This is a genomic window from Spirosoma arboris (genome assembly GCF_009754945.1).
Lineage (GTDB): Bacteria > Bacteroidota > Bacteroidia > Cytophagales > Spirosomataceae > Spirosoma > Spirosoma arboris.
The window spans coordinates 395,439-413,037 of the sequence record NZ_WPIN01000005.1 but is presented as its reverse complement, the minus strand read 5'-3'; the positions used below and the strand labels follow the sequence as shown (position 1 = coordinate 413,037).

At 47.6% G+C, this 17,599-nt stretch carries 9 protein-coding genes; 2 read left to right on the top strand and 7 right to left on the bottom strand.

What is annotated here, in order from left to right:
* Window positions 1-127: 127 nt before the first annotated feature.
* The 7 genes from ppk1 to GO755_RS15650 all read right to left on the bottom strand — a co-directional run bounded on the left by ppk1 (window position 128) and on the right by GO755_RS15650 (window position 14,193).
* Window positions 128-2,194 carry a polyphosphate kinase 1 gene (gene ppk1 / locus GO755_RS15680; RefSeq protein WP_157586119.1) on the bottom strand — a complete coding sequence of 689 codons (2,067 nt, stop codon included), beginning with the start codon at window positions 2,192-2,194 and terminating at the stop codon, window positions 128-130.
* Window positions 2,195-2,202: 8 nt separating this feature from the next.
* Window positions 2,203-3,462 (bottom strand): Pycsar system effector family protein, encoded by a 1,260-nt coding sequence (locus GO755_RS15675; protein WP_157586118.1) that lies wholly within the window; start codon window positions 3,460-3,462, stop codon window positions 2,203-2,205.
* A 16-nt stretch (window positions 3,463-3,478) separates the two neighbouring features.
* On the bottom strand, window positions 3,479-7,165 hold the full coding sequence (locus GO755_RS15670) for a BamA/TamA family outer membrane protein (RefSeq protein ID WP_157586117.1): 3,687 nt from the start codon (window positions 7,163-7,165) through the stop codon (window positions 3,479-3,481).
* Window positions 7,162-9,504, bottom strand: coding sequence for a GAF domain-containing protein (locus tag GO755_RS15665; RefSeq protein ID WP_157586116.1), 2,343 nt, complete (start codon window positions 9,502-9,504; stop codon window positions 7,162-7,164). Before GO755_RS15665 ends, GO755_RS15670 begins: the two co-directional genes overlap by 4 nt.
* 436 nt (window positions 9,505-9,940) lie before the next feature.
* Window positions 9,941-11,173, bottom strand: coding sequence for an MFS transporter (locus tag GO755_RS15660; RefSeq protein ID WP_157586115.1), 1,233 nt, complete (start codon window positions 11,171-11,173; stop codon window positions 9,941-9,943).
* A gap of 115 nt (window positions 11,174-11,288) precedes the next feature.
* On the bottom strand, window positions 11,289-12,986 hold the full coding sequence (locus GO755_RS15655) for a sodium:solute symporter family transporter (protein WP_157586114.1): 1,698 nt from the start codon (window positions 12,984-12,986) through the stop codon (window positions 11,289-11,291).
* A 226-nt stretch (window positions 12,987-13,212) separates the two neighbouring features.
* Window positions 13,213-14,193 carry a YihY/virulence factor BrkB family protein gene (locus tag GO755_RS15650; RefSeq protein ID WP_227686983.1) on the bottom strand — a complete coding sequence of 327 codons (981 nt, stop codon included), beginning with the start codon at window positions 14,191-14,193 and terminating at the stop codon, window positions 13,213-13,215.
* Window positions 14,194-14,548: 355 nt separating this feature from the next.
* Between GO755_RS15650 and GO755_RS15645 the strand changes: the two genes are divergently transcribed.
* Window positions 14,549-14,887 (top strand): PadR family transcriptional regulator, encoded by a 339-nt coding sequence (locus GO755_RS15645; RefSeq protein ID WP_157586112.1) that lies wholly within the window; start codon window positions 14,549-14,551, stop codon window positions 14,885-14,887.
* A gap of 46 nt (window positions 14,888-14,933) precedes the next feature.
* Entirely contained in the window at window positions 14,934-17,582 is a 2,649-nt protein-coding gene (locus GO755_RS15640; protein WP_227686970.1) for an ABC transporter permease, read from the top strand.
* Window positions 17,583-17,599 lie beyond the last annotated feature (17 nt).

Genomic DNA, 17,599 nt, shown 5'->3' with positions numbered 1-17,599 from the left:
AAAATCTATTGAAACTGATTGGTTTTTGTCATTTCGACGCAGGAGAAATCTCAAGTTTCGCAATAGTCAAGCTTGAGATTTCTCCTGCGTCGAAATGACAAAAGCAGATGAATATTTCCTATAAAAGCTAGCCAACCGAACGCTCGGCAAGCCACGTATAAATAGCTTGTTGTGAACGTAGCTGTTTGGATTGATCTGGCACGGGAATCATTTCCAGATTGCTGTCGATCAACCTGGCTTGTTGGTTGTCGGCCAATTGTAGGTCGATGATGGCCTGCATTTCATCCTGTAAAACTGGATCATAAATCGGACAGCAGACTTCGATACGGTGGTGGAGGTTCCGGTTCATCCAGTCTGCTGAACCGAGATAGATTTCCCGTTGGCCATTATTGTGGAAAATGAAAACCCGCCCGTGTTCCAGATAGCGGTCTACGATACGTCGGACAGTAATTGTCTCACTAAGCCCTGGAACACCCGGAACCAGACAACAGATACTCCGTACGATCAGATCAATCGGAACGCCCGCCCGACTAGCTTCGTAGAGCTTATCGATCATCGTCTTTTCCTGCAAATTATTCAATTTGATAACGATTCGGGCCGGATGACCGGCTTGCTTATGCGCAATCTCCCGGTCGATCAGCGCCAGGAAACGATCCATCAAATTGAACTGAGATACTAGTAAATGCTGAAAGGAAAGAAAGGGATAATTCGTTGGTAGTTCGCGATTTCGCAGGTAGGCAAATAGCAAATCTAACTCTTGTGTTATGCCCGAATGACTGGTCAGCAGTACGTGATCGGTATAAAAACGGGCCGTGCTTTCGTTGAAATTACCCGTTGCCACCAGGCCATAATGCTGGATAGTTAACCCTGATTTTCGCTTAATTAGCGCCGTTTTAGCATGTACTTTTAGCGATGGTATGCTGTATATCAAATGAATGCCAGCCGCTTTCATTCGCTTCGCCCATTTCAGGTTATTGGCTTCATCGAAACGGGCTTTTAGTTCCACAAACACGGTCACCTTCTTTCCATTTCTGGCCGCACTCATCAGAGCATTAACGATGAACGAATCGGATGCTACCCGATAGAGCGAAACATAAATCTCACTGACATAAGGATCTATGGCCGCTTCGTTGAAGAAACGCAGGATGTGGTTGTAGGACTGATACGGAAAATGTAACAGGTAATCCTTTTGGGCCAGCCGATCAAAAATAGACTTGTCTCCTTGCAGGGCGCGATGGGGTGAAGGAGGTTGGGGCGGAAATGTGAGAGAAAGCCCGCTGGGGTTGGGTAACTGATCCAGATCGCGCAGGTTATGGTAGCGGCCACCCTCAATCATTTCCTGATCACTTAGTGCAAAATAGTTTGCCAGGAAATTACGTAGCTCAACGGGCATGGTCGCATCGAACAGGAAACGGCTGGGCAAACCTCGTTCCCGCATATCGATCATGTTGGCAACTTTCTGATCGATCTCGCCAACTTCTTCGTCATGAATACTGGAGTCGGCATCCCGGTTGATTTTAAAGCTGTAACTGCCCTGAATGAAACAATCTGGAAAAACAATCGACAACTGCTGCCGAATAATATCATCTAAAAAAACAATGGCCTGTCTGTCATCGGTAGGAGAGAGAACTAGAAATCGGGGCAATTGTCCACGAGGAATATTCAGCAGAACGTATTGCGTGACACCAGGCTGGTGGTTTTTTTCCAGTGCCACCACAAAATAAGATGCGCTGTCTTCTAAAAACAGAGTTTTGCCAGGATCATTTGTGAGCCAGACGGGTTGCAGAAAAGCCAGAACCCGACTGTAGAAGTACTCGCTGAGGACTGAATGATATGAATCCGGTAATTCTTCCCGATAGTACACATGAATCTTGTGCTGATCCAGTAAGGGAAGCAGTTGGCCAGTTAGTACTTGACCAAACATAGTTAGCTGCCGCTGTAACGTATCCTGAACAGCTTGCCAGCGTGTCGAATCGGCGATTTCTTCATACGACTCGCCGGGTGCGTGAATGGCTAGAAGAGCAGGAACCCGAACGCGGGAAAACTCATCAAGATTCGACGAAAAAATAGCCAGAAAGCGAATCCGCTCGTACAGGGGCACTGCCGGATTGGCGGCTTCCTGTAGGATACGCTCGTTGAAACTAAGCCAGCTTAAGTCCCGATCGAAATACACGGGCGTTGCGAAAAGAGCCATAAGATGCCCTATTTGTTTTTGTCGAATAGTAGAAACACGACAAGAAAGGCAAGAATTGACATCACAAAGCCAAACATGAAGATGCTATAGGCTATTCGCAGCAATTTGTATTTTTTGGCCAGCACCAGTCCTAAATAGTAAATGTCGCGGGTCATGCTGCTGTATAGGTAGTTGCTATCCTGCATCAACTCCTGAATACCCCACTCAAATTCGCCCAGACTCATTCGGTGGAAATTGCCAAAGAACAACAGGTTGCCCTTTTTCTGCTGGATATCTTCATGGCTAAACGTGCCCTGCGTTATGTTGGGTCGGGTGGCTAAGATGGCAAAAATGATCGTCAGTAGCGATGTTGTTAGAAACATGGCCGTTGGTACAATCAAGGCCGGGTTTTCCTCAATCCGACGGGGGAGTATAGACACCAGTACCGACACCGTGATTGAGTTTACTGAAATCATGATGTTCGACTTTGTATCCGCAATTTCGCTCAATCGCAAATGATTGGTTGAGGTGGTTCGAAACATGGTTTCGATGCCCCGTTCAGACTTGCCGTCTTTATTTTTCTTCTTGTCGCTCGGAGGGGTTTCTAGTATCACAGGCCGTTCGGCTGACCCGGTTGAGGGTTGTTCGATTGACTCGGCTGTGGGTTCTGTTTCGGGGATGGGCGTTCCCGTTTTCTCTGCCTGTTTTTCCTGCAAACGACGAAGGTTATCGGCCTGACTTTTATTTAAGAGCGTCTGAGCATAAACGGTAAAATACTTGTGGGTTGACAGCAGGTCGATGTTTTGCTGTCGCCAGTCGCTGCCCGAAATGTCGGTTCCACTCACCTTCTCCAGTTCTTTCCGCAGTTGTTTCTGTCTACTGTTGTAGTCGTCGCTGCCAAGATGAAAAAGGTCGGCATCGCAGATGATTTCTTCGAGTAGGTTTTGGGGTGCTTGCGGCACTTTGGTTGCCCGAATGCAGTGCTTTACCGACTTTATCAGCGCTGCTGGTTGATCCTGATGCTGTAAGAATTTTGCAGCGATGTCTGCACTCCGCTCCTCATGGCCTTCGGGCGATCCATCTAAATAACCTGTGTCATGAAACCAGGCCGCAGCCATCACCGCCAGGTAGTCGGCTTCAGAAAGCTGATAGTGTCGGGCTATTTGATCGGTGGCCTGAACGACTTCCTGCGTGTGCGTGAGGTTATGAAACGTCAGTTCTGGCCGGACATGTTTTTCGAAATAATGAATAACATGCGCTTCAATTTGAGGTAAAAGGCTAGCAGCCATAAAGGGAAGGATAAAATCAAAACCGAAAACCAAGTGATATGTAAGGTAGCGCTCCTTCGTCGGAAAAACCAACCGTGGCTGCCACAACGAGCAAACTTGCAGGCGTTACGTATAGGCCGCCCCCGTAGCCATCGTGCCATTTTTTGGAATCTTCACCCTTCAGCCATACGCGTCCCAGGTCGTTAAAAGCCACGAGACCAACGCTTCCCGGAAACAAAAACGACCGAAAATCTAGCAGTTTGAGCCGGGCTTCCAAGTTATAATAAAATAGCTGATTACCCGCAAAACGATACGTACGGAACCCCCGCAGGTTATCCTGACCACCCAGGTACAATAGCTGATAAAAGGCTGGATTACCAAACGTCACACCTCCGCCAATTCGATTGACCATCACAAAGCGAGCCGACTGGCTGAAGCTGGTGTAAATCGCCATGTCGGAGCGAAGTTGCGTAAAGTGACTGGTTCGCTGACTAAATCCCTGAAGTCCCAGCAACGTTGTGTTCCAGTAAAATCCTCTGGACGGCTGCACAGGTTTATTTCGATTGTCGACGACAAGACCTGCCTGTAACCCACCGTAACTCTCCCGAAGTTTGAATTGGTTCGGGTCTGGAATCTGAGCCAGATAATCTTGAATAAATCGGCCTTTGTTGTCGTCCAAATCCAGCGTAAATCGCTGAAAGATCGGTCCAATCGACATGGACATATGCTCGCCCAACTTCCGCTTCAGTAACGCCGATACGTTAATCAGATTATAGCGAGTTCGGTAGTAGCGGATTCGGTTGGCTTTGTCGTAAACTGTTTCGTTTCCCAGTCCAAAAAAGTTAGTTACGTTATCGGGTGCTTTCGATAAGGCGTTGATCCACAAATCATTCTTACCAATGAAATCGGTGAAGATTCCGTCATATTTGATCGACATGGCATCTGTAGCCAGCGAACGCGTAACCATCAAGCGATTCATAGCCGCATAAGGCGACTTCCGAAAGCTCTGCTTTGTCCACTGAACACCTGCGCCCAACAATAGACCATCATCTAGATTATAACCCGCTGTAGCTAAGGGCGCTACGATATCGTACTTGAACGAGTGTGGATCATACTGATTCACTACTTTGTCAGTCGATAGGTGCAGCTTTGCCAGATTTCGGTCGGGTAGTACGTTGTCTTCTGTACTCAAATCGTAAATGAGCGGCTTACCGGGATGGCCTTCTACAGTGAACGCATCGGTTCCTTTGCCACCAATCAACCGTACCTTGATGCTAGCCGCTTCGGGCCCCTTGACCTCAAAACGATCATCACCTTTCTGCCCATACAAGCGAATCTCGTCAGTAACCGATGCATCGAATAGGCGATGATAGAACCGCTGTGCCAGCGAGCCATCTTTAGAAACCTTAAACACCGAAACCTCCACATGATCGTCGTCCAGATTTTCGATGCGGAATAAGTCTGTTTTATCGGAGCCGGGAATATCGACCGCTTTAGAAATGAACCGATAATAGTCAAGGCCTTTTTCCAGCAGCCAGCCCCGTCTGATCTTGAGCGTTTCCAATATCTTATTGCCCGACTCCTTCTGAATCGTATCGGGTAACTGACTAATGGCTCGTTGCAGCACACTGTCTGTCAGTGAATCGCGCAAAGTGGTAATCCCATTCATCCAGTCCTGGACATCCAGTTCGTTCAGAAACATACGATCTACGTAGCGGCCATTGAACATAAAGCCGTCTACGTTAGCGAGTTTGGTCGTAAATCCCTGAAATTTAGGTTGCAGCCAGGGCAATGAAGCAATAGAAGGCAAAAGTCCATCTGTCCTGAAAAAAACCTGATCGCGATCACGAGGGATAGGGAAGAATTCTTTTCCGGTTGCCGTTTTATGACTTCCCCAACGCCACTGATCTTCGTGGCGATCCCAATCGCCGATGAACAAATCGAGCATTCTAGCCCGTAAAAAAGCCTTTTGATCGACTTGATTGTCATTGTCTTTTTCCAGCGCTTCAAGGACTTTTACGGTGCTGATCGACTTGCCATCGCCGGGGCTACGCTCCTCGAAAAGACAAACCGTTTTCCCAAAATCGGCTTGATAGATGCCCAGTGCCGGATCGTCGGGGACGTACACGAGCCTGGGATTAGCGTGTGGTACGCCGGCAACCTGCGCCAACGTAGGTACAACTAAGGGCGCGAATGGATAGCCCGCCGAAATTTCATCCTGCAATACGTCTTTGGCAATTGTTTCGCGCAAGGCGGCTGGTAAAGCGTTCGCTGGATCTTTTTGGATACTCCGTAACACCCACTCCCGACCACTGGCGTCTTCGAGTCGTAACGATTTTGTTTGCTGACCACCGCCCCGCTGGAGAATTTTAAATCCACCATTGGTACGGGTTATATCAAAAACCGGCAGATTAACAGGTGTGGCCCACTCAGTACGGTAGTTGTTGCCGAGTAGCCAGCGCTGAATTCGACCTACGCTGTCATAAGCAGGCACAATGGCCAATCGAACACTGTCGGGCCAACTTGAACGCTGTAAACTTTCCTGTTTTGTAGCTGTACTCGACGAATCCGCACTTGGCGGGATTGTAAAGAGCGTGGCATCGTGTGCTTCGGTAGCCTTGGCGGATTCATCCACTGTGTAGAACGTCGCCTTTAGTTTGCCGTTGGTCAATTCATCCAGCACAACGTATCCCCATTCGCCACTCACAAACTTGGCCAGTTTCCCATTCTTTACCCGCTCGCGGTTGATGCCTGAACCACTGACGATATAATTGCGGGAGCCATCTACAATGTGTTGCACGGCATGATCGTGACCCGATACGAACACTACGTTTGGCGCTTTCGAAACCGCGCTTTCCATCACCCGAACCATGTGTTTATAGGTCGGGTTGGGCAAATCCTGAATATTACCGAATACCCCCCGAACCAATGGATAGAGTGAGCCAATGACCGGCAGAGGAATATACAGCTTGTCAGAAAACTCCGTTAGCGGGAAAATGTGCTGTTTGATCGTGTAGTATCCACCGTGAATACCGTAGCTGCGAAACGGATGGTGCGTAGCCAGAATAATGCCTTTCCCCTTATTGCGATAGGCAATGTCAGTCAGCCGGGCGATCACTTCATCTTCACTTTTGCAGGCGCAATCCGAATCTGGACCGGGCTTGCTAAATTGGTGTAGCCACCATTGCGTATCGATAATGACTAATACCAAGTTGTTGCTCAGCGGAATTTCCTCCGGGCCGGGGCAGCCGTTGGCGGGTAAAAGCCGAATGTTGGGAGCCTTCAGACTGTCGAGCCATTGCCCCTGTCGTTTAATTCGCTCCCAGCCATCTGCATGACTTTTTGCCCAATCGTGATTGCCAGGAATGAACAATACCTGCGATTTTTTGCCCTGCCCTGAACTGGCTAAGCCAGGCTTGGCCTGATACCTTAATACAGCTGCCAGCGAATCATGGTCGGGACTGCTCTCATCCGATAATCCGTGCGGATAAACGTTGTCGCCGAGGTAGACTAGCGTAGTGCGGGCGTTATTAAAATCATAACGGGCGCTTACCGCATCAACGACCGGATTTTTGCCATTTCGTAGTCGCCCAGCATCACCAATCAAAATAATTCGGTGCCGGATCGAATCTGCTGGAACAGACTGCCCCGAAGCAATCGACAGGAAGAAAAAACTACTTACTAACCACACAATCCAAGCACCTGATTTACCTACTAGTTTCATGCCTGCGTGGATTCGTTGTAGTTTATGTGAATACGTAACGCTTTGAGGTGAACAACGCCCTGCATTGGCTCCAGATCGAGGTATTCCAGATTAGGCTGTAGTTGTCCACTGTTCTGCATTTGGGCAATGAAAGGCAGATAATCGGCTATTTCAGACGGATGACTATAGACCAATGCAATGGTATCGGGCTGGGTCAATCGCTGCTGTGTACCTTCGATCAGTGCTTTATCTATCCGTTTTTTCAGCACTTCATAGCGAATACTATACGATCCCTCTACATCGAACCGACGCTCGTCGTGCCGGAAACTGATGTCAACGGGTTGATTGTGCGCCAAAATTAGCTGAGTCGTTTGTAAGGGTAGCGGCAAAATGGGCAATAATCGATGGGTTAGCTGGGCCATTTCCACCATGGATGTCAACTGCCAATGAAAGAATCGGTGGTTAATTTCCGGATCAAATTCAAGCTTGGGCGCAATCGACTGACCGATGAATATTGTATATTCCGTGCCGTCGGTACGATAGCGTTCAAAATAATGCGGGTAAATGGTTTGCAGCTTTTTCTCTTCTGCATCAATGTACTCGTTCACCGTCACATTGAGCCAATCCATGCTTCGCTCATAGCGTTTTAGTGCCTGATTGAATAAGCCAGTGGCTGGGTTAATCTGTGCAAAATAGCGCCTGATAGCTCCATCTAGTGAAGGATAATTGGGTAGCAGGGATCGAAAATAGGGATTCACTTCCTGCTCCAGAAACAGGGTTACATCTGGCTCATCCTCCGGCGAAAGTCCCGCTATAAGCTTGTGCTGGCATTGGTAACTCTCTTCCCGAAGTTGTTCGGGTCTATCCCAGTTCGATGGAAAGTCTGGATTTGAAAAGATTTCGTCAATCGCTGTTAATTGATCGGCTAAATCCCGCTGAACCGCTTTGTGGCGCTCGATGGATGAGTTTCGAATATCGACGGCACCATACAGCGGATACACCTGCGGAAACCGAACAGGTATCGTTTCACTTCCAGTTGGCTCGTTTGGGTTTCGGCTCAGTTGTTTCCAGGCAGCTTCATAAAACTTCCATTCTACTGAAGGTTGTAGCGACGTAAATTTCTTCCGAATAAGTTGCTCTATGTTGTTATTGAACTGATTGAGTTGGTAACGTAGCAATTCCTGAATGAGCGGAATAATTTGTTCGACCCGAGCCAGTATGGTTTCATTTAAGCCACCTACGATTGGACTTCCCATTTCCAACATCCCCAACACCTCATTGGCGGCCGAGATAGGGTACAACATAAAACTCCGAATTCCCTGCTGATGGAAAACCTGCCGTTTCGCTTCGGGGAGTCCATTTAAATCAGAGAAAATATGTGGAGTAGGATTGTTGAACAGTTGGGTGATCATCTGTTGCGCTCTGGGATCTTCAACACCGTCCAGATGCATGTCAGTATTGCGTAAGAAAACACTCCGGGTTTTGGCATCGGGGTGGTATACAAACTTCCCATTCACCTGGGGCAGTGATATGAGCCCAATCTGTAAATCGGGTTGCCCACAGAGATTGCGAAGGGCCGACTCAAAACGTTGATAAATAATGGGTTCAGTATCAGAGTGTAAGTGAGCAAAGACATCCTGCAACTGCTGAATGGTTTCAGCCTCCGTTACGTCTTCCATCAGGAAAAACGAAAAGCCCTCAAACGAAAATTCCTCTAGTGGCAGTGGCTCTACATCATCAGGGATCGGGGTCGCATGTTTAACGAAGTCGACCCAGGCTGGTTGTAAGGCTGGTAATTTCCCATCGAAATGGGGCTCCATAAACGACTGATTGATATCTAGTTGGTAATACCTCGCCAGACCGTTCTGTTTATTTTGAATGCGAAAGGAGGGCCCATTGCCTTTATTTACCTCAATACCATAGCATTTCTTTAGAATAAGATGGTAGGCAAACCGTTGCCGTTCCTGCTTTCGGATCTGATTTGGCAACGTGAGCAGAAAATCCGGCGATTCATGAACGATCTGCTCAAATGCGTTTGAGTAATGATAAATCGTTAACGGAACTGGCAGGCCAAACGAATACGCAATGTTCCGTTTTGAGTGATCAAGTGGTAAAACGGCTATTGTGGCCAACTGAAAAAGCTCTTTCAATCGTGCTTCGTCAATAGGCCCACTATGTGCATCCTCAATGGCCACTGCCGCGCTGAACTGACTAATCAAATACGCGTACAATTCGTATAACCCATCGGCCGATGTGCACTGTTTTTGTTGTGCTTTCAGGAAAGCAAGAAAGGGGCGAAACGATAACTGAAATTGAAGGGGTAAATCGTCTATTTTCGGAAAAGTAAATGCTGTTTCCATATCCATTTAGTCTTGTGAGTTGCAATCGGTACAGATCTTTATATGCAACTCTATAAGCTTGTCTCGTCCATATCATGTACAAACGAACGGTCAGAAACCTATAAAGAGAAACTACTAGTTAGTTTCTGACTTGTTTCCTGAACAATAGCGGATTGGATGTGGTTCAGGACGCTTAAAACTAGATTAAATAGTAATAGAGATTAGCAATTGCCTGCCCTCCTCTCACTCCAAAACAGGAGAGGGGCTAACTTATATTCTTGCTTAGCTTTTCTATTCGACTAATGTATCAGTAAAGACTATTTTTACTGGCTTGAGAATATACAGCTACATTAAAAGTGGCCAGAGGTCCTCGAACGGCAAAGCCAAGCCGAACGGAAATTGGGAGTATTAATTTTCTCCCCTCTCCCGTTCTGGGAGAGGGGTTGGGGGTGAGGGACTATTCACTATAATCCAATTCCTTCCCAAATGTTTCCTCCATCGTAAGCAACGACCATACGCCAAGCCCAAAACAGATAATGGCTACAATAGCGGCAGATTGAATCACGCCTAACGAAGGTTTCATAGCCTGAAAGGCCGGAATGGTGAGCAACGTAGTGGCCCGAACGTTATTGGCAACGGAGGTTGTGGCGGTTGCGCGGAGGTTGGTGCCAAAGCTTTCGGCTGTGATAGTCAGGAACATAGCAATATAGCCGATGCTAAAACCCATGGCCACACAGATGGCATAAAACGTACCTGTTGAGCTAATGCCGGCATATAAGTAGATCACGACAAAAAAGAAAGCCATGCCCATCATAAGCCCAATGGCTTTCTTGCGTGACTGGAACCATTGACTTAATGTGCCACTTAACAAATCGCCAACGACCATGCCGATATACGTAAACATGACGCAACGTCCCGGCTGAATAGCTTCCTGAATGCCTAATGCTTTCCCAAATTCATTCCCGAAAGTGGTCAGAATGCCGATAACCAGATAGGTTGGGAGGGCGATACCCATGCAACGGAAATACCGCAAAATCTGGCTTTTCCCCCGAAATAAGGCCCAGAAATTTCCTCTCGATACACCTGTCTGCTGGGCACGCTTGAACATACCCGATTCGAGAACACTTACCCGCAGGAGTAATAAGCCTAAACCCAGTCCACCACCAATGAAGTACGTTGTCCGCCAGTCGAACAGAGTAACCGTAAAATAAGCGACTACGGCACCTAATAAGCCTACACCAGCTATCAGCGACGAACCATAACCACGCAGACGTGGGGGTAAAATCTCACTTACCAAGGTGATACCTGCTCCTAACTCCCCTGCCAGACCCAGGCCCGCTACAAACCGAAGCCAGGCATAAAGCTGAGGGTCATGAACAAAACCACAGAAAATATTCGCCAGCGAATAGGTAATGATGCTCCCAAAAAGGACAGATAGCCTTCCCCGTTTATCGCCCAGGATACCCCATAAAATGCCGCCCACCAGCAGACCCGTTTGCTGATAGTTGATAATCTTACCACCTACCAGCGAAATGTCAGCTTCGGACAGGCCGAGGTCTTTGAGACTTGGAACTCGAACAATATTGAATAGTAACAGGTCATAGACATCCACAAAATAACCCAGTGCGGCTACAATGACGGGTAAAGTAAATAGTGGACGTAGTGAGGTGGGGGAGGTAGAACTTGTCATGGGGTTTGTAAAGAGGTAAATTTAATATGCGAAAAGGCACAAAAAACACAGAGAAAGCAATTAAATGCTCTGTGTTCTTTGTGCCTTTCGGTTTATCGTTCCGTATTTCTGAAAACTACCAGAAGCGAACGTACAGAACCGTAACCAGCAACAAAATGATAACGGTCAGTGCTGTTGCGCCTGGTGCCAGACGGAACATGCTCGCATCGATAACAAAAGCTTTCTTGTTGATGGCCGGCCCTGCCAGACTTATGGCAACCATGAGCAGGATGGTGAAGAAAAAAGCCCAGCCCATGCAAATCAGGAAGGGAATTTCGTAGCCACCATTACCATTTGGATAAGCCGTGTACAGGATCGTTTCGTGACCGAATAAATCAGGCGCGTAGTTATTGAACAAAACGGCCAGACCAAAACCGCCCAGAATACCAGCCACAGCAGCTGATCCTGTTGTACGCTTCCAGAAGAAGCCTAAGATAAACACCGCAAAAATGGCGGGGCTTAGATAACCTGTATATTTCTGAATGAACGTAAAACCACCTTCACGACCAATGCCCAGTGCATCCTGCCATGTCAGACCAATAGACAGCAGCATAGCGGCAAAAATGGTGATTCGGCCCACCCATACCAGTTGCTTTTGGCTAGCGTCTTTTTTGATGTATTTCTGGTAAATGTCGAGCGTGAAAATCGTTGAGATCGAGTTAGCTTTACCTGCCAGCGATGCGACAATAGCGGCTGTCAATGCAGCCATAGAGAGACCTTTGAGGCCGTTTGGCAGGAAGGTTAAAATAGCCGAGTAGGCGTTATCAGCAAGGAGTTTTCCGCCGGGTGCCATTTGCTCCTGAAGGCTGCCGTTCTTATAGAGGACATAAGCCGCAATACCGGGTAGCATTACGATAAGCGGCATGAACATCTTCAGCAAGGCAGCAAAGAGAATCCCTGTGCGGGCAGTTTTCAAATCGGCACCGAGGGCGCGTTGGGTGATGTACTGGTTACAGCCCCAGTAGTTCAGGTTCACGATCCAGATACCGGCAAAGTACATCGCCATGCCGGGTAGTGTCAAGTATTTATTGATGTCAACTTGCGAGGTGTTGGGGCCGGGTTTTTCAAAGATCATGTGGAAGTGATCGTCGGCGTCTTTCATCATAGCCGAAAAACCAGCAACAACATCGTTGCCAAGGCCGAACTTCTGGCTAACTAATTGTAAGGCAATGTAAGTAGTTACCAACCCACCAATAATCAGGACACCCACCTGAATTACATCGGTAAAGCCAATTACTTTCATACCGCCCAGCGTGATCACAATGGCAAAAATGCTCAGCCCGATTACGATTGGGTGAAACGAGTCGCCACCAACTAAGGTGCTGATTGCCAGTGCACCCAGGAATAAGATAGAAGTCAAGTTGACGAATACGTAGAGAAAAAGCCAGAAAATGGCCATGATCAGACTCACCGTTTCGTTATACCGCGTTTTCAAAAACTGCGGCATCGTATAAATGTGGTTCTTCAGATAAATAGGCATGAACCATATGGCCACGATGATCAGCGCGAGAGCCGCAAACCACTCATACACAGCCACCGCCACCCCGAAAGTGAATCCATTTCCCGACATGCCAATAAACTGTTCGGCAGAGATATTGGAGGCAATCATGGATGCCCCGATGGCCCACCAGGTCAGCGATCCTTCGGCCAGGAAAAAGTCTTTGGTATCGAGTTTGGTCTTTTGTTTTTGTTTGAAAATCCAGTATCCGTAGGAGGAGACACCAATGAAATACAGGAGAAAAATAATGTAATCTGTCTGGTTAAGTTGGTTCATTGTAGCAGCACGGAAAATAGGTTTTGAAATCAGCCTGTAAAAAAGCAATTATTTCTCCAAATAGGCTTACTCTAAGCTAAAATCATTTATAGATTAGCTAATCCAGTATCTATTTCCCGGCTGATGTAACAGGCCAAGGTTTATTTTTCGACAGGATTGACAGGATAAGGCAGCGTAAAACCTAGAAGCAAATCCTTCATTATCCTGTTAATCCTGTCGAAAAATATTACTTGTTGGCTTGTTCTACTTTTTTCTGTGTTGGTATTGTGGCAACGTCGCGCTCGCGTTCGGTTTGCTCCACGTACACTGCATAGTCGGCGGGTTCTATTTTGATGCCGAAATGGTTGGCATATGCCTGCGTGAACTCAGCGCCGAAGTAGAGAATTGCTGCTGTGTAGTAAATCCAGGTCAGAATAACTATCAGAGAGCCAGCCGCACCGTAGGTCGAACTGGTGCTGGTTGTTTCAATATATAAACCGATCAGGTAACGCCCCAACATAAAGAGTAGAGCCGTAAAGATCGCACCCCCACGAACATCTTTCCAGTCTATTTTGGCATCGGGCAAGACCTTGAAAATAACACCAAACAGAACCGTAACGACACCCGTGCTGATTAAGAAATTAAACGCACTGATGACATATACGCCTAGACCCGGCAGGTAACGCGTTAGGGTACTGCTCAGGGCTAATACCAGCCCATTTATAATTAAGGAAACCAGTAGTAGAAAACCCAGACTAACGACTAGGGAAGACGATAGAAGTCGATCTTTGAGGATCTTCACCCAGCCCTTCTTGGGTTTTGGCTTGACTCGCCAGATCAGGTTGACCGAATCCTGAATTTCAACGAAAATACTGGTAGCGCCTAGTACCAGCGTAACGATACCAATAATGAGAGCGGTACTGGTCTTTCCCGACAGACCAACGCTTTTGATCATGTCCTGAATTTGCTTGGCTGCTTCATTGCCCACCAAGCCATTGATCTGCCCGAAAATCTGCCCCTGAATCGCTTCCTGACCAAAAAAGATACTGGTAAGTGAGATAATTAGGACCAGTAGCGGAGCCAGCGAAAAAATAGTGTAGTAGGCTAGGGCTGCACTCAATTTCAGACAACGGTCATCAAGGAAACCGTTGAATGAATCGTGCAATACGATCCACGCATTTGAAAAGAAGCTTTGGTTGTCCTTCGTTTTCTTTTTCGTCGTTGTCATAGGCAATGGTATTGAGTCGGCGAACAGCTTCCGGTAGAAGCGCGCCAGTAGGTTTGTCATGGATGTCGTCATCGTAGGTATGCCAAAGGTTGGCTGTTGAACTGTGATGATCCTCGCTGAGCAGTTTCAGCTATAGGGATAACCCAAATAGACAGCGGTTGTTCCTAAACTCGTCCTTATCTGAGGGTAGGGTTCGCCTGTCCAGATTAGCTGTTCACTACCGGACATAAACTGTACGGTTTCGGACAATGTTTTTGATAGCGAGCCTTATTGGTGGCTCCCAATGGCCTTTTTGGGCTTTGGCAGGTTATTTGTTTTGCAAAATTACAACTAATCACCTCAGTCGTTTACCGCTATGCGAAGGGCCTTTTTAGGGGAGTTCGAAGAAATTGTGTTGCTGGTCGTAGCTGCTTGTTCAGAAGAAGCCTATGGCGTCAACATCTGGGAAGAGGTGCAGAAACAGACCGGGCGTTCGATAACCATGAGCGCCGTTCATGCCACTTTATACCGATTGGAGGAGAAAGGCTATCTGGAGTCCAGTATGGGGGGAGCCACAGCCGAGCGGGGTGGACGACGCAAGCGCTTTTTCACTCTGACGGCTTTGGGCGTTCGGGCGTTAAATGATATTCAGGAAATGCGGAATCGTTTATGGGAGGCCATTCCACCAGGGAAGTTTCAATTGATTGGCGGGTAAATAAATAACAGGGCGCTCACCGCTCACTGCCTTAACTACAGCAATTATGAAACCTCGACCTGTTGAACCACCTCGCTGGGCCGACCAGCTCCTGGAAACCTTCCTGTCTCCCCACTTGCTGGAAGATGCGCAGGGAGATTTGCATGAAGTATTCTATAAACGAGTCAGCGAAGTTGGCCTGGCAAAGGCACGTCGGGAATATGGCTGGGCAGTGTTGACTTATTTGAATCCGTACTTTTTTAAGACGTTCCGGCACAGTGCCGGAAAACCAGCGACTAGCCATTATACTACATATCCTCAACCCTCATTATTTCATTCTGCTATGGTTCGTAATTATCTGAAAATTGCCTGGCGAAACATCGCTAACAACAAATCGTTTTCGGCCATTAATATTCTGGGCCTCGCCCTCGGAATGGCGTGTAGTCTGCTCATTTTGCTCTGGATTCAGAACGAGTTCCGAGTGGATGCATATAACGCTAATGGTCCGCAACTCTACAATGTGATGGAGCGTCAGTTCTTCGATGGCAAGGTTGAAGCCGGTTCTGGAACACCCGGTTTGCTTCCCGATGAATTGAAAAAAGAGTTTCCTGAGATTGCTTATGCAGCTGGCATCTCGTGGGAGCAGGAACGCACGTTTTCTGTGGGGGATAAATTGAATAAAGAGAAAGGGCGATGGGCCGGAGCCGACTGGTTTAAGATGTACAGCATTCCGTTACTGGCCGGTACCGCTGAAACCGCCTTGAACGCGCCGACGAATATTGCGATCTCGCAAAAACTGGCTCAAAACTATTTTGGCAGCCCGCAGGCAGCTATGGGGAAGAGCATTCGGATCGGCAACAAAGATGATTATCAGGTCAGTGCGGTTTTTGATATTCCGCCAACCAGCTCGGTAACCTACGACTATCTGCTGACCTGGAAGGATATGCTGAACCACAACGAATGGTTAAAAGATTGGGGTACCAGCGCAACCCAAACCCGCATTCAATTGGTCGTAGATCGTAATGGGGTTATGGACGATCCGGCTCGTGTGGAAGCGAAGATAAAATCGTTGATGAAAAAACATAATCCGGATATGGCAAAACGCGGTTCTGATATTCAGCTTTTTCTGCAGCCCTATCAGGAAGCTTATCTGTATTCGAATTTCAAGAATGGCTATCAGGATGGTGGGCGCATCGAATATGTCCGGCTTTTTGGCATCGTGGCCGTTTTTATTCTGCTGATTGCCTGCATCAACTTCATGAATCTAGCAACCGCCCGTTCTGTCAAACGGGCGCGCGAGGTGGGCGTTCGAAAAGTGGTTGGTGCTGGGCGTGGTTGGTTGATCGGACAGTTTATTGGCGAAGCGATGGTGTTGACATCAATTGCTTTACTGATCGCTCTGGGCACGGTCTGGCTATTACTGCCTACCTTCAATAGTCTGACAGATAAGCACATCACCTATCAATTTACAGATGCTACATTCTGGGCCATTTTGGTAGGAATGACACTCTTAACAGGTCTCATAGCCGGAAGTTATCCCGCGCTCTTTTTATCGTCGCTGAACCCGATTCGTGTTTTGAAAGGCACTATTCGATTTAGTTCTGGCGCCCGGTTTTTCCGGCAGGGGCTGGTTGTTTTTCAGTTTGCGTTGTCAATGCTGTTGATTATTGGAACGATCATCGTATACCGGCAAATCAATTTTATCCAGACCAAGAATTTGGGGTTTGATCGGGAAGGGATGCTTTATGTATCGTCTGAAGGTGAGTTGGAGACCAAATACGACACGTTCAAAGAGGAGTTGCTGCAGATGCCTGGAATTCAAGCCGTAACTAAAATGGATGGCACACCCACCAATGGATTTGGAAGTACAAGCAACGTCCAATGGCCTGGTAAGAACCCAAAAGCCAGCATTCAATTCCAGTTCTCCAAGGTTGGTTACGATTTCACGAAGACATTGAACGTAAAGGTGACCGGGCGAGATTTTTCGAAAGATTTTGGCGCCGATTCGACGAATTATCTCATCAATGAAACTGCTGCCCGACGGATCGGCTACAAAGATCCAATTGGTAAGCCGTTGACCCTATGGGGCAAGACCGGGACAATCGTTGGTGTCCTTGCCGACTACCATCAGAGTTCAATGCACACGGCTATCGAACCATTCATTGCTAAATTAGGTGAAGGTCAAATTATTATCGTTCGTGTTCAGCCAGGACAAACGAAACAGGCATTGACGAGCCTGGAAACACTGGCCCGGCAAATGAATCCAAAGTTCCCGTTCCGGTACCGCTTTGCCGATGAAGCCTTTCAGACATTGTATCGCAGCGAAACCCTCGTTGGGACGCTGGCTAATTACTTCGCATTTCTGGCTATATTCATTTCCTGCCTGGGGTTGTTTGGGCTGGCGGCTTTTATGGCCGAACAACGGACCAAAGAAATCGGAGTTCGCAAAGTACTGGGCGCTTCGGTAGCGAGCATTATTGCCCTGCTTTCGCAGGATTTTATCAAGCTAGTACTGGTGGCTATCCTCATTTCGTCGCCGGTGGCCTGGTACGCCATGCGTCAATGGTTGCAGGAATATGCCTACAAAATTGACCTCGACTGGTGGGTTTTTGCTCTGGCTGGGCTACTAGCCATTGGCATTGCCTTACTAACGATCAGTTTCCAGAGTATCAAAGCGGCCTTGATGAATCCGGTTACCTCCCTGCGGTCAGAATGAAAGGGAGTGAAGAGTGA

Coding starts and splice junctions, on each gene's coding strand:
- GO755_RS15665 (WP_157586116.1), bottom strand. CDS start 9,504: ATGGAAACAGCATTTACTTTTCCGAAAATAGACGATTTACCCCTTCAA.
- GO755_RS15670 (WP_157586117.1), bottom strand. CDS start 7,165: ATGAAACTAGTAGGTAAATCAGGTGCTTGGATTGTGTGGTTAGTAAGT.
- GO755_RS15640 (WP_227686970.1), top strand. CDS start 14,934: ATGAAACCTCGACCTGTTGAACCACCTCGCTGGGCCGACCAGCTCCTG.
- GO755_RS15650 (WP_227686983.1), bottom strand. CDS start 14,193: ATGACAACGACGAAAAAGAAAACGAAGGACAACCAAAGCTTCTTTTCA.
- GO755_RS15660 (WP_157586115.1), bottom strand. CDS start 11,173: ATGACAAGTTCTACCTCCCCCACCTCACTACGTCCACTATTTACTTTA.
- GO755_RS15645 (WP_157586112.1), top strand. CDS start 14,549: ATGCGAAGGGCCTTTTTAGGGGAGTTCGAAGAAATTGTGTTGCTGGTC.
- GO755_RS15675 (WP_157586118.1), bottom strand. CDS start 3,462: ATGGCTGCTAGCCTTTTACCTCAAATTGAAGCGCATGTTATTCATTAT.
- GO755_RS15655 (WP_157586114.1), bottom strand. CDS start 12,986: ATGAACCAACTTAACCAGACAGATTACATTATTTTTCTCCTGTATTTC.
- ppk1 (WP_157586119.1), bottom strand. CDS start 2,194: ATGGCTCTTTTCGCAACGCCCGTGTATTTCGATCGGGACTTAAGCTGG.